The organism is Nocardioides sp. CPCC 205120 (assembly GCF_048654585.1).
Taxonomy (GTDB): domain Bacteria; phylum Actinomycetota; class Actinomycetes; order Propionibacteriales; family Nocardioidaceae; genus Nocardioides.
This window is the reverse complement of sequence record NZ_JBMCYY010000002.1, coordinates 457,057-469,938: the sequence shown is the minus strand read 5'-3', so window position 1 is coordinate 469,938 and position 12,882 is coordinate 457,057. Positions and strand designations below refer to the sequence as shown.

Genomic DNA, 12,882 nt, shown 5'->3' with positions numbered 1-12,882 from the left:
CGCCCCTCGTGGTGGAGCCCGTACCGGTCGTCGTCGTGGCGGGCAGCCTCGGCGCCGGCAAGACGACGGTCGTCAACCACTTGCTGCGCCACAGCGCCGACACGCGGGTGGGCGTGATCGTCAACGACTTCGGTGACGTCGACGTCGACGGTCTGCTGGTCGCCGGCCAGGCCGACATGATGTTCTCCGCCACCGGTGGCTGCCTGTGCTGCGCCACCGACGACGGCGCGATCGCCGACTTCATCACCCGCCTCACCGCCCCGCGCGCCGGCATCGACGTCGTGGTCGTCGAGGCCAGCGGTGTCGCCGACCCCGGGGTGCTCGTGCAGCGCGTCGTGGGCGACCTCGGCCGCCGGGCGCGCTTCGGGGGCCTCGTGCTCCTCCTCGACGCCGAGCACACGCCCACCGTCGAGGAGGGCGGCGACCTGCACCGCCGGCTCGCCGCGGCCGACCTCGTCGTGCTGACCAAGGCCGACCGCGTGGACGCCGGGCACCTCGCCCGCCTGCGGGCGCGGCTGCGGGTGCTCGTCCCCGACCGTCCCGTCACCGTCGCCCGCCAGGGCGCCCTCGACCCCTCCCTGCTCTTCGACCTGCGCCACGACCCGCACCGGCAGCTGACGCTGGGCGACATCCGGGCCGACGAGCACGCACACCTGCACACGCCGTACCGGTCGGTGAGCTGGACCCATCCGGGCCCGCTGCACCCCGGCCGGCTCGCGACCCTGCTGGGCTCGGGCGTGCCCGAGGCGTTCCGGGTCAAGGGCTTCGTGACCATCGACGTGCCCGGCGTGCCGGCGCGCTGGACCGTGCACCGGGTCGGGCGCCACGTGCGCATCACGCCGGGGGTGCCGAGCGGTGTCCGGGGCTGCTCGCTCGTCCTCATCGGACCCGAGCTGGGCGGGTCGGCGTACGACGCGCTCGGCGAGGTCGTGCAGCGTCCCGACGAGGAGGTCGACCGGGACGCCTTCTGGGGCTTCGAGCGGTTCGTGCCGGTGCAGCTGCGGCCCCCGCCGCCCGAGGACCGCGACGGCGCGACGACCGGCTGACCGGGCGCTGTCGTACGCTCGCCCCCGGACCGATCGAACGATCGGCCCGGGTGCGGACGGGGAGGGGCGCATGGTGCAGCGCGTGGACGAGGGCGGACCCGCAGGGGCCGGCGGGGGACCGGACGGGGCCGCAGCCGCCGCCCTCGACGAGCTGCTCCGGCAGCGCCACAGCTGTCGCGGGTTCCTGCCGGACCCGGTCGCGCCGGAGACCATCGCCGCCGTGCTCGGCCTGGCGCAGCGCACCGCCTCGTGGTGCAACACCCAGCCGTGGCAGGTGCACCTCGTCACCGGTGAGGCCGTGCCGGCCTTCGCGCAGCACCTCGAGACCGCGGTGCTGACCGGGCCCGGGGTGTCGGACCTGCCGATGCCCGAGGGCTACGCGGGGGTGTACGCCGATCGCCGCCGCGCCTCGGGGTTCGCGCTCTACGAGAGCCTCGGCATCGCCCGGGAGGACAAGGAGGCCCGGGGTCTCCAGATGTTCCGCAACTTCTCCTTCTTCGGCGCGCCCCACGTCGCCGTCGTCACCACCGACCGCCAGCAGGGCGTGTACGGCGCGATCGACTGCGGCGGGTACGTCGCGAACCTGCTCAACGCGGCCGCCGCCCACGGCGTGGCGTCGTGCCCCCAGGCGGCGATCGCCATGTACTCCGGCGCGGTGCACGAGTTCCTCGCCCTGCCCGAGGACCGGCTCGTCGTCTGCGCCGTCGCGCTCGGCCACGCCGACCCGGAGCACCCGGCGAACGCCTTCCGCACCGACCGAGCCCCGGTGGCCGACGTCCTGACCGTCGTCGACCGCCGCCCCACCGCCGAGGAGACCCGATGACCGAGCTGACCCCCACCGACGACCCCTTCGACGTGGCGGGGCTCGACCTCACGCCCTCGCCGCGGGCGCGGGAGCTGCGGGCCACGCTGGTGGAGTTCATGAACGAGCACGTGTTCCCCGCCGAGGCGGAGTACACGGCGTACCGCGCGGCGGCCGGTCCGGACGACCACACGCTGCCGCCCGTGGTCGAGACCCTCAAGGCGGAGGCCCGGCGACGCGGGCTGTGGAACCTGTTCATGCCCGACGTCGGCGGCATCAGCCAGCTCGACTACGCGGGGCTCGCCGAGATCACCGGCTGGAGCCTCGAGCTGGCGCCGGAGGCCATGAACGGACAGGCGCCCGACACCGGGAACATGGAGCTGCTGCACCTGTTCGGCACCCCCGAGCAGCAGGAGACCTGGCTGCGGCCGCTGCTGGACGGGGAGATCCGCTCCGCGTTCGCGATGACGGAGATGGCGGTGGCCAGCAGCGACGCCACCAACATCGAGACCTCGATCGTGCGCGACGGCGACGAGTACGTCATCAACGGCCGCAAGTGGTGGACCTCGGGCGCCGCCGACCCGCGTTGCCGGCTGCTCATCGTCATGGGCAAGACCGACCCCGGCGCGGCGAAGCACCGGCAGCAGTCGATGGTGCTGGTGCCGATGGACACGCCGGGCGTCGAGGTCGTGCGCGACCTGCCCGTCTTCGGCCGTCACGACCAGCACGGCCACTGCGAGGTGCTGCTCACCGACGTGCGCGTGCCCGTCACGAACGTGCTGGGGGAGGAGGGCGCCGGCTTCGCGCTGGCCCAGGCGCGGCTCGGCCCGGGCCGCATCCACCACTGCATGCGGGCGCTGGGTGCGGCCGAGCGGGCCATGGACCTGCTGGTACGACGGGCCGGCAGCCGCATCGCGTTCGGCAAGCCCCTGGCCGAGCAGGGCATGGTGCAGCGCGACATCGCCGAGTCCCGCCTCGCCATCGAGCAGGCCCGGCTGCTGTGCCGCCACGCCGCCGCAGTCATCGACGCGCACGGCAACAAGGCGGCGGCGTCGCTGGTGTCGATGGCGAAGGTGTCGGTGCCGCGCGTGACGTTGGAGGTCATCGACCGCGCCATCCAGGTGCACGGCGGGGCCGGTGTGAGCGACGACGTGCCCCTGACCCTGATGTACGGCTGGCACCGCGCCATGCGCATCTTCGACGGCCCCGACGAGGTGCACCTGCGCACCATCGCCAAGTTCGAGGCCACCCGGGAGCGTGTGCTGCGCCCGTGAGGGTGATCCGCCGTGGGCGTGCCGGCCCGGATCGCGGCGAACGTCGAGCTGTCCCCGCCCCGGAGCGTTCTCCGGGACGGATCGCCGCGATCCGTGCATCTCGTCAGCGGCCGAACCGGTTCGACCGCTGACGAGGATCCGGGCGGGTCTCGAGGGCCGCTGGCGCGGCCACCTCAACCACCGGTGCCGCCCCGGTCGCGGTGGGAGCGATAGTCCTCGACTACCGCTGGTACCGCGACCGACGCCGCGCCCGGCTCACCCCTCGATGACGCCCGCCGCGTCCGGCGCGGCCGGGGGACGGCCCGCGGCGCGGAGGGTCGCCGTACCGGCGCGGGCGTGGTCGGCGACGTCGCCCCACGCGCCGTCCCAGCCGAGCCACGCGACGGCGGAGGTCGGCATGGCGACCTCGGTGCCCGCGAGCGAGGACGCTAGCTCGCCGAGGCCCGGCTCGTGCCCGACGAGCGCCACGACGGAGTGCGCCGGGTCGAGCCCGGCGACGACGGCGACGAGGTCGTCCGCGTCGAAGGTGTAGACCCGTTCGTCGTGCACCGCCGGCGGCGGCGCCGGGAGGCCGGCCGCGACCAGCTCCCACGTCGTCGCCGCGCGGACGGCGGGGGAGACGACGGCGAGGTCGAGGCGGGGGCCGTGGGCGCCGAGCCACGCACCGGCCTCCGTCGCCTGCCGTCGGCCGCGCGGGGCGACGGGCCGGTCCCGGTCGGGGACCCACGTGGACCAGTCCGACTTGCCGTGCCGCACGAGCACGAGGTCGCGCCGCCCCGCCACCACGACCGTCAGACCTGCGCTGCGGGCTCGGACGCGAACGCCGGCAGGTCGAGGAAGTGGTCGGCGGTGAGGGGCAGCGACCGCACGCGCACCCCCGTGGCGTGGTGGGTGGCGTTGGCGATGGCGGCCGCGGTGCCGACGATGCCGATCTCGCCGATGCCGCGCGAGCCCATCGGCGTGGACAGGTGGTCCTCCTCCTCGAGCCACTCGGCGCGCAGGTCGCGCACGTCGGCGTGGGCGGCGACGTGGTAGGTCGCGAGGTCCTGCGTCACGGTGTGGCCGAAGCGCGGGTCCCGCCAGCCCTCCTCGTGCAGCGCCGCCGACAGCCCCATGACGAGCCCGCCCAGCAGCTGCGAGCGCGCCGTCGTCGGGTTGATGACCCGCCCCACCGAGTAGACGCCCAGCAGCCGCTCGACCCGCACCTCGCCGGTCCAGCGGTGCACGTGGGTCTCGGCGAAGACGGCCCCGAAGGAGTGCAGCGAGTGTCCGGACATGTCGGCGTACTGCCCCGACGTCGCGGTGGTGGCGACCCCGGGGTCGGGGTGCTCGCCGTGGTCGGCGCGGAACTGCTGCGCGGCGGCGGCGATCGCCGTGCCCCACGACGAGGTGCCCGACGACCCGCCCGCCACGGTCGCGAACGGCAGCTCGGAGTCGGCGACGAGCAGGTCGATCGCCTCGGGCGGGCAGCCCAGCGCGTCGCTGGCGACCTGCAGGAGCACGGTGCGCGCCCCGGTGCCGATGTCGACGGCCCCGATGGCGACCTCGTAGCGACCGCCCTCGATCGAGCGCACCCGCGCGCCGTTGCCGGGCATCCACAGCATGGGGTACGTCGCGGACGCGACGCCGGTGCCGACCCACCAGTCGCCCTCGGCCCGCGCCCGCACGCCCTCGGGCCGCTCGGCCCAGCCGAACAGCTCGGCGCCCCGGTGCAGGCACTCGACGAGGCGGCGGTCGTTGTACGGGTTCTTGGTCTCGGGGTCGATCTCCGGCTCGTTGCGCACCCGCAGGTCGATCGGGTCGACGCCGGTCGCGACGGCGAGCTCGTCCATGGCGACCTCGTGGGCGTACATGCCGGGCATCTCGCCCGGGGCACGCATCCACGACGGCACGGCCACGTCCAGCTCGGCCACCCGGTGCGTCGTGGCGCGGTGGGGCGCGGCGTACATCATCCGCGCCGCGGTCGCCGTCTGCTCCGCGAACTCCTTGATGCGCGACGTCTGCGACTCGGCGTCGTGGCGCAGCGCGAGGAGCCGGCCGTCGGGCTCCGCGCCCAGCCGCACCCGCGAGCGGGTCGCGGTGCGGTAGCCGGCGAGCGCGAACATCTGCTGCCGCGTCACGGCGAGCCGCACGGGGCGTCCCGGCGCGCTGAGCGCCGCCAGCGCGACCGCCACCTCGGGGGCGTGGGGGAGGCCCTTGCTGCCGAAGCCGCCGCCGACGTACGGCGCGAGCACCCGCACCTGCTCCGGCTCGAGACCGAGCACGGGCGCCAGCGTGGCCCGCACCGGGTGCACGCCTTGGGTGGAGTCGTGGAGCGTGAGCCGCTCGCCGTCCCACAGCGCCGTCGCCGCGTGCGGCTCCATCGGGCTGTTGTACTCGTGGGGCGTCTCGTAGACCGCGTCCACCACGACGGGGGCCGCGGCCAGGGCCGCGGTGGGGTCCCCCTCGGCGGTGTCGGTCTCGGCGCCGGCGTTGACCTCCTCGGGCGCGTACGTCGCGCTGCCCGGCGTGAACGCGGCCTCGTGGGGCTCGGCGTCCTGGTGCACCCGCACCAGTGCGGCGCCCTCGCGGGCCGACTCCGAGCTGGTCGCGAGGACGAGCGCCACGATCTGGCCGCGGAAGCCGATGCGGTCGTCCTGCAGCACCGCGAGCTCGCGGTCCTCGGTGTCGGCCAGCCGGGGTGCGCTCTCGTGGTCCAGCACGGCCTCGACGCCGGGGTGGGCGAGGGCCGCGGAGGCGTCGACGCGCAGCACGCGGCCGCGGGCCACGGTCGAGGTGACGAGCCAGGCGTGCAGCAGGTCGCCCTCGACGGGGTGCTCGACGGCGTACGTCGCCTCCCCGGTCACCTTCTCCACCCCGTCCTGGCGGTCGAGGTGGCGGCCCATCACCTGCGGTGCGACGACCTCGGGCACGACCTCGTCGGGGGACTGCTCGCTCATCGGCCGGTTCCTTCCGCGAGACGGGTGAGGGCCAGCGCGGTCAGGTTCCGCACCATGTCGACCTTGTAGGCCGTCTGCGCCGTGACGGCCGCCGTCGCCAGCTCGGCGGCTGCGGCCTCGCGCACCGCGTCCTCGGTCAGGACCTGCCCGCGCAGCGTCTCCTCGGCGAGGAGGGCGCGCCACGGCTTGTGGGCGACGCCGCCCCAGGCGATCCGGACGTCGGTCACGACGTCCCCCTCGAGCTCCAGCCCGGCGGCCACGGACACGAGGGCGAACGCGTACGACGCGCGGTCGCGCGCCTTGCGGTACGTCGCGTTCCGCGCCACGGCGGCGGCCGGCAGCTCGACGGCGGTGATGAGGTCGCCGTGCTCGAGCACCGTGTCGCGCTCCGGGTGGTGGCCCGGGAGGCGGTGCAGGTCGATGAGCGGGATGCGCCGCTCGCCGTCGGGGCCCAGCACGACGACGGTGGCGTCGACCGCGGCGAGGGCGACGGCGAGGTCGGACGGGTGGGTGGTCACGCAGGCCTCGCTGAGGCCCAGCACCGCGTTGTAGCGGCCGTAGCCCTCGAGGGCCGAGCAGCCGGAGCCGGGCTCCCGCTTGTTGCACGGCGTCGTGACGTCCTGGAAGTAGACGCACCGGGTGCGCTGCAGCAGGTTGCCCCCGGTGGTGGCCTGGTGGCGGATCTGGCCCGACGCACCGGCCAGGAGCGCACGCGCCACGCCGGGGAAGTCCCGCCGTACCGCGGGGTGGGCGGCGAGGTCGCTGTTGCGGACGTTCGTGCCGACCCGCAGCCCGCCGTCGGGCAGCTCCTCGACCTGGTCGAGGGGGAGCCGGCTGACGTCGACGAGGGTGCCGGGGGACGTGATGCCCAGCTTGAGGTGGTCGACGAGGTTGGTGCCGCCGCCCAGGAAGCGGGCGTCGGGGTCGGCCGCGACGAGGGCGACGGCCCCCGCGGCGTCGTCGGCGCGGTGGTAGGCGAAGTCCCTCACGCCGCGCCCCCGGCCTGGCGCACGGCCGCGAGGATGCCGGGGTAGGCGCCGCAGCGGCACAGGTTGCCGCTCATGCGCTCCCGGATCTCGTCGTCGGTGAGCTCGGGGTCGGCCTCGAGGTCCTCGGTGACGTGGCTGCGGTGACCGGCGCGGACCTCGTCGAGCACGCCCACCGCCGAGCAGACCTGCCCCGGGGTGCAGTAGCCGCACTGGAAGCCGTCGTGGTCGAGGAACGCCTGCTGGACGGGGTGGAGGCCGCCGTCGGCGCCGCGCAGCCCGCCCGCCGTGACGACCTCGGCGCCCTCGTGGGCCACGGCGAGGGTCAGGCAGGTGAGGTGGCGCCGACCGTCGAGGAGGACCGTGCAGGAGCCGCACTGGCCGTGGTCGCAGCCCTTCTTGGGGTTCGTGACCCCGAGCCGCTCACGGAGGGCGTCGAGGAGGGTCGTGCGGGTGTCGACGGCGACGGTCCGCTCCGTGCCGTCGACGGTCAGGGTCAGGTCCACGTCCATGCCGTGACGGTACCCACGCCGCGCTCCTCGGCCCGCCGCTCGCGCAGCGGTCGCGTCATCACCGCGTGGGTACCGTCACAGCATGAGCGACTACACCTCCGAGCAGTTCGAAGCCATCCAGGCCGTCGTCGACCGCGTCACCTCCTGGCAGGACGGCGCGACCGAGAGCACCGTCGACACCGAGCTCCACAAGGGGTTCGAGGAGGTCGGTGTCGAGGTGAGCGAGGCCGACCGCGCCAAGCTGGCCGACGCCATCCAGGACGAGCACGGCGAGGTCGACGCGCAGTCGGTCCTCGGCGGGACCGCCTGAACCACCTGCACGGCAGGCCCGACGGGCCCGGCCCCCGCGACCACGGGGACCGGGCCCGTCGGCGCGTCGGCACCTCGGCGGAACGGGGCGTCGGCCCGTCGGGGCTCAGCCCTCGAGGATCCCCGCGACCTCGTCAGAGGCGTAGAACGGGGCGAGCCGGCTGCGCACCAGGGCCTCGAGACGGCCGTCCGCGTGGGCGGCGTCGAGGAGCCGCGGCGCCAGCGAGATGGCGTGCACGACCAGCTCGTCGCGGGTCAGGCCCAGCTCCTCGAGCAGGGTGGTGACGGGTCGGTCGCCGTGGTCGGCCCACACCTGCGTCACGACCGCGGTGGCGATCTGGTGCACCGGGAGCGACGGCGCGGCGCCGGCGACGACCTCGTGGACGAGCGCGGCGACCTCGTGCACCCCCTCGCGGGAAGCGACGTCGCCGACGCGGGGGAGCGGCTCGTCGCCGTACAGGTCGAAGACCTCCATGAGGGCGTCCGGCATGGAGGGGTCGCGCAGGGTGTCGACGAGCACCTTGTTGAGGCGGCGCATCGCGAACACGGCACCCTTGCCGGCCGTGTCGCCCAGGAGGCCCTCCAGCTGCTTGTTGGCGGCGCCGCTGACCCGTCCGGCGGCGTTCGCGCCGAACGAGACCAGCGAGCCGACGCCGGGGATCTTCTCCGCCGCGGCCCGGTTCGCCTGCACGACCTCGCTGACGATGCGCCCGACGAAGCCGCCGGCGAGGGTCGCGACCCGGGGGCTGCTGGTGAGGCGGTCGAGCGCCGCCTCGATCCCGTCCACCCCGTCGAGCACGCGGCGCACCCACGCCTCGACGAGGTCGCGGCCGACCACGTCGGAGAGCGCGAAGCGCTCGATGTTCCCGTCGAGCAGGGCGTCGGCCACGGCCGCCGCGAAGCGCGCCGCTCCCTCGCTCGGCGGCACGGTCACCAGCACGCGCTCGAGGGCGTCGGAGACCTCGTCGGGGCTCAGCACGTCCCACAGGGTCAGCTCGGACCCGAGGTCGAGCAGCAGGTCGACGTCCTCGGCGATCGCCTCGTCCCGCGTGCCGACGGGCCCGCCGGTGGTGAGGCGGTCCACGACCCAGCGGGTGTGCGCGTCCAGCAGGCGGTCGGCGGTGGTCTCGGCCATGCGGGGAGCATAGGGAGACGGTCGGCACCGCGCTGGGAGCGACCCGTCGTGCTGCGCGGGAGGCCGCGCAGCACGAGCGGGGTCAGGAGATGAAGCCCTCCTCGAGGAGCCAGTCGTAGGCCACGTCGGCCGGCTCCTCGCCGTCGACGTCGACCCGGGCGTTCAGCTCGATGAGCACCTCGTCGGTGAGCGCCTCGGTGACCGGGGCCATGAGGTCCTCGATCTCGGGGTGCTCCTCCGCGACCTCCTGGCGCACCACCAGGGAGACGTTGTACTTCGGGAAGTACTGCTGGTCGTCCTCCAGCACCGTCAGGTCGAGGGCCAGGATGCGACCGTCCGTCGTGAACACCTCGCCGAAGTTGCACTCGCCCCGCGCCGTCGCGTCGTAGATCGCGCCGGTCTGGTAGGTGCGCAGGTTCGACTCCGGCGTGCCCTGCGGGTCGCCGAGCGGGATGCCGTAGGTCTCGAGCATCCCGGGCAGCCCGTCGGGGCGGTTGGTGAACTCCGACTCGACGCAGAACGTGCGCTCCTCGACGGGGAGCTCGGCGAGCTGGGACATGCTCGTGATGCCGAGCCGCTGCGTCACCTCGGGGTTCATCGCGAACGCGTAGGTGTTGTTCATCGGCGCCGGCGGGAGCCAGACGAGCTGGTTCTGCTCGAGGTCGGCGTCGCGGACGGCCTCGTACTGCTCCTGCTCGTCGGGGATGGGCTCGCTCTCGCCGAGGTAGGTGATCCACCCCGTGCCCGTGTACTCCCACATCGCGTCGATCTGCCCGACGAGGTGGGCCTGGCGGGCCGCGGCGCTGCCGGGCACGTTGGTCAGGTCCGCCACGTCGGCGCCCGCCGCGCGCAGCAGGATGATCGCCATCTTGCCGAGGATCACGTTCTCGTTGAAGTTCTTGGAGCCCACCGCGATGGAGGCCCCCTCCAGCGAGGCGACCCCTTCCAGGTCGCCGGCGAGCCGGCCCTCGGGCACGTAGCCGCCGGCCGTCCCGAGCCCGCAGCCGGACAGCAGCGCGCCGACCGCGGCCAGCGCCGTGGCGGCCACGCCGGTACGTCGTGCGCCCCGCCGTCGTGCGTCGGTCGTGCGAGCCATGTCAGAGCCCCTTCGGTCGGTAGGCGAGCTCGAGCAGGCGGCCGACCCACTCGATGAGCAGGGCCAGCAGCGCGATGAGCAGCGCCCCCGTGATCATCAGGGAGAACCGGAACAGCGAGATGCCCGTCTGCAGCACCTCGCCCAGGCCGCCGGCGTTGATGAAGCACGCCAGCGAGGCGGTGCCCGCGATGAGCACGAGCGCGGTGCGGACGCCGGCCATGATCACCGGGACCGCGAGCGGCAGCTCGATCTTGCGCAGCGTCTCGAACGACGTCATGCCGACGCCGCGCGCGGCCTCGACCAGCGTCGGGTCGACGGCCTGGATGCCGGTGATGGTGTTGCGCAGCACCGGCAGGAGGCCGTAGAGGCTGAGACCCAGGATGGCGGTCCAGAAGCCGCCGCCGAGCCACAGGAACAGCAGCACGATCAGGCCGACGGCCGGGGCCGCCTGGCCGCCGTTGGCGATGCCGACCACCAGCGGTGCGGCGCGCCGTGCCCGGCCGCGGGTGAGCGCGATGCCCAGCGGGAGGGCGACGGCCACCACGATCACGGCCGCGACGACGGTGAGCTGGACGTGGTCGACCAGCAGGCGGGTGAGCGTGCTCCACCGCAGCTGCTGGGCCTCGACGGAGTCGAGCTCGGCGGTCTGGCGCCAGACGACGAAGCCGCCGAACGCGATGGCGATGAGCAGCGGGGGCAGGATGAGCATCGTCACGGCCTCGCGCGTCACCGTCTTGCTGGCCATCCAGCCGCGCAGGCCCGTGGGGGGCGTGGCGGCGGTGTCGCGCCCGTCGAGGGCCGTGCCGGTCGTCGCCGTCACGAGGCCGTCCCGTCGGCGCGCGCCTGCTGGGCCTCCTTGGCGGAGGCCTCCTGGGAGCGGATGTGCGTGGTGACCGACTCGAAGTCGACGACGCCGACGTAGTTGTCGCGGGCGTCGGTGACGATCGCGCCGGCGTGCGACGAGCTGAGCATGGTGTCGAGGGCGTCGTTGAGGGTGGCCCGCTGGTCGAGGGTGATGAGCTCGTCGCGGCGGGCGATGTCGATCGCCCCGCCGCGGCGCAGGTTGCGCAGCCAGGGCCACGCGATGGGGCGGTTGCGGGCGTCGAGCACCACGACGCAGTCGTGGCCGGCGGCCTCGGCGCGGCGGACGGCCTCGGCGGCGTCGTCACCCACCCGCGCGGTCGTCCACGGCAGCATCTGCAGCTCGTCCACGCGGGACAGGCTGAGCTGCTTGAGCGTGGATCCCGCGCCCACGAAGTCGGCCACGAAGTCGTTGGCCGGGGCGGCCAGCACGTTCTCGGGGGTGTCGTACTGCTCCACGTGCGCGCCCTCGGACAGGATGAGGATGCGGTCACCCAGCTTGATGGCCTCGTCGATGTCGTGGGTGACGCAGACGATGGTCTTGCCGAGCTCGCGCTGGATGCCGAGCATCTCGTCCTGCAGCCGCTGCCGGGTGATGGGGTCGACCGCGCCGAACGGCTCGTCCATCAGCACGACCGGCGGGTCCGCCGCGAGCCCGCGGGCCACGCCGACCCGCTGCTGCTGGCCGCCGGAGAGCTCGCGGGGGTAGCGGTCGCGGTAGCGCCCGGGCTCCAGGCCGACGAGGTCGAGCAGCTCCTCGACGCGGTCGGCGGTGCGCTGCTTGGACCACTTCAGCAGCTTGGGCACGACCGCGATGTTGTCGGCCACCGTCAGGTGCGGGAACAGGCTGCCGCCCTGGATGACGTAGCCGATGGTGCGCCGCAGCTCGTCGGCGTCGCGGCCGCGCACGTCCTCGCCGCCGATCGTGATGGTGCCGGAGGTGGGCTCGATGAGCCGGTTGATCATCTTCAGCGACGTCGTCTTGCCGCAGCCCGAGGGGCCGATGAACATGACGACCTCGCCGGCGGGGACCGTGAGCGACAGGCTCTCGACGGCGGCGGTCTTCTGCCCGGGGTACTTCTTCACGACGTCGCGCAGGTCGATCTCGACACCGCTGATGTGGCGGTCCGAGCCGTTGCTGGTGCCGGTCGGCTTCTCGATGCTCTCGGTCATGCGACCCGGACTCCCTTCGAGATGGTGAGCCGCCCGAGGACGAGCAGCAGGAGGTCGGCGACGAGGGCGACGACGATGATGCCGATCGTGCCCACGAGCGCGTAGTTGAGGGCGTTCGCGCCGCCCGTCTGGGTGAGGCCGCGCCAGATGTAGGAGCCGAGGCCGGGGCCGAGGACGTACGCGGCGATCGCCGCGATGCCCATCGACATCTGCATGGAGGTGCGGACGCCGGCCAGGATCACGGGCCAGGCGAGCGGGAGCTGCACCTTCACGAGCACGCCGACGGGGCTCATGCCCATGCCGCGGGCCGACTCGAGGAGGGTGGAGTCGACGCCGGCGAGGCCGACGACGGCGTTGCGGAGCACGGGCAGCACGGCGTAGAAGACGACGCAGGTGAAGGCCGTCACGGTGCCGAGGCTCGTCAGGGGGAGCAGCAGCCCGACGAGGGCGAACGCCGGCAGCGTCAGCCCGATGGCCGAGATGGCGTTCGCGATCGGCTCGAGCACCCGGAAGCGGTTGATCACCACCGCCAGGAGCACCGCGATGAGGGTGGCGACGAGGACGCACTGGAACACGAGGTTCGCGTGCTGGAGCATGTCGTAGGCGATCTGTTGTCGACGCTCGGCGATGAACTCACCCATCGGCAACGCCCCTTTCCGGCCGGTTCGTGCACGGAACCGCCGCAGGGAGGAGTCCCTCCGGCGGGCGGACCGCCGGGCCATCTGCGCGTAGCGCGGCGTGACACCCGG

The 12,882-nt window shown here is 74.1% G+C and carries 13 protein-coding genes; 4 read left to right on the top strand and 9 right to left on the bottom strand.

What is annotated here, in order from left to right; translation table 11 throughout:
• Positions 1–8: 8 nt before the first annotated feature.
• From ACOACO_RS13270 to ACOACO_RS13260, 3 genes are all read left to right on the top strand, one after another.
• Positions 9–1,046, top strand: a complete 1,038-nt coding sequence (locus tag ACOACO_RS13270; RefSeq protein WP_420296747.1) for a CobW family GTP-binding protein — start codon at positions 9–11, stop codon at positions 1,044–1,046.
• A gap of 70 nt (positions 1,047–1,116) precedes the next feature.
• Positions 1,117–1,869 (top strand): nitroreductase, encoded by a 753-nt coding sequence (locus ACOACO_RS13265; protein WP_420296746.1) that lies wholly within the window; start codon positions 1,117–1,119, stop codon positions 1,867–1,869.
• Entirely contained in the window at positions 1,866–3,122 is a 1,257-nt protein-coding gene (locus ACOACO_RS13260) for an acyl-CoA dehydrogenase family protein (RefSeq protein WP_420296745.1), read from the top strand. Before ACOACO_RS13265 ends, ACOACO_RS13260 begins: the two co-directional genes overlap by 4 nt.
• 255 nt (positions 3,123–3,377) lie before the next feature.
• Here ACOACO_RS13260 and ACOACO_RS13255 read toward each other — a convergent pair whose 3' ends face one another.
• From ACOACO_RS13255 to ACOACO_RS13240, 4 genes are read right to left on the bottom strand one after another with little or no spacing between them, the layout of a single operon-like run.
• Positions 3,378–3,908, bottom strand: a complete 531-nt coding sequence (locus ACOACO_RS13255) for a SixA phosphatase family protein (RefSeq protein WP_420296744.1) — start codon at positions 3,906–3,908, stop codon at positions 3,378–3,380.
• A 5-nt stretch (positions 3,909–3,913) separates the two neighbouring features.
• Positions 3,914–6,061: a xanthine dehydrogenase family protein molybdopterin-binding subunit gene (locus ACOACO_RS13250; protein WP_420296743.1), complete on the bottom strand. Its 2,148-nt coding sequence runs from the start codon at positions 6,059–6,061 to the stop codon at positions 3,914–3,916.
• The gene (locus ACOACO_RS13245; protein WP_420296742.1) at positions 6,058–7,050 is read right to left on the bottom strand and encodes an FAD binding domain-containing protein; all 993 of its coding nucleotides are present in this window, start codon (positions 7,048–7,050) and stop codon (positions 6,058–6,060) included. Before ACOACO_RS13245 ends, ACOACO_RS13250 begins: the two co-directional genes overlap by 4 nt.
• Entirely contained in the window at positions 7,047–7,559 is a 513-nt protein-coding gene (locus tag ACOACO_RS13240) for a 2Fe-2S iron-sulfur cluster-binding protein (protein ID WP_420296741.1), read from the bottom strand. Before ACOACO_RS13240 ends, ACOACO_RS13245 begins: the two co-directional genes overlap by 4 nt.
• An 82-nt stretch (positions 7,560–7,641) precedes the next feature.
• On the opposite strand from ACOACO_RS13240, the gene ACOACO_RS13235 reads away from it, so the two are divergent.
• Positions 7,642–7,869, top strand: a complete 228-nt coding sequence (locus ACOACO_RS13235) for a hypothetical protein (protein ID WP_420296740.1) — start codon at positions 7,642–7,644, stop codon at positions 7,867–7,869.
• Between the two features lie 105 nt (positions 7,870–7,974).
• On the opposite strand, the gene ACOACO_RS13230 is transcribed toward ACOACO_RS13235, so the two are convergent.
• From ACOACO_RS13230 to ACOACO_RS13210, 5 genes are all read right to left on the bottom strand, one after another.
• The gene (locus ACOACO_RS13230) at positions 7,975–9,003 is read right to left on the bottom strand and encodes a hypothetical protein (RefSeq protein WP_420296739.1); all 1,029 of its coding nucleotides are present in this window, start codon (positions 9,001–9,003) and stop codon (positions 7,975–7,977) included.
• Between the two features lie 82 nt (positions 9,004–9,085).
• Positions 9,086–10,099: a glycine betaine ABC transporter substrate-binding protein gene (locus ACOACO_RS13225; protein WP_420296738.1), complete on the bottom strand. Its 1,014-nt coding sequence runs from the start codon at positions 10,097–10,099 to the stop codon at positions 9,086–9,088.
• A gap of 1 nt (position 10,100) precedes the next feature.
• Positions 10,101–10,919, bottom strand: coding sequence for an ABC transporter permease (locus tag ACOACO_RS13220; RefSeq protein WP_420296737.1), 819 nt, complete (start codon positions 10,917–10,919; stop codon positions 10,101–10,103).
• Positions 10,916–12,133 carry an ATP-binding cassette domain-containing protein gene (locus tag ACOACO_RS13215; RefSeq protein ID WP_420296736.1) on the bottom strand — a complete coding sequence of 406 codons (1,218 nt, stop codon included), beginning with the start codon at positions 12,131–12,133 and terminating at the stop codon, positions 10,916–10,918. The genes ACOACO_RS13220 and ACOACO_RS13215 overlap by 4 nt, the downstream gene beginning before the upstream one ends.
• Positions 12,130–12,774, bottom strand: coding sequence for an ABC transporter permease (locus ACOACO_RS13210; RefSeq protein WP_420296735.1), 645 nt, complete (start codon positions 12,772–12,774; stop codon positions 12,130–12,132). Before ACOACO_RS13210 ends, ACOACO_RS13215 begins: the two co-directional genes overlap by 4 nt.
• Positions 12,775–12,882 lie beyond the last annotated feature (108 nt).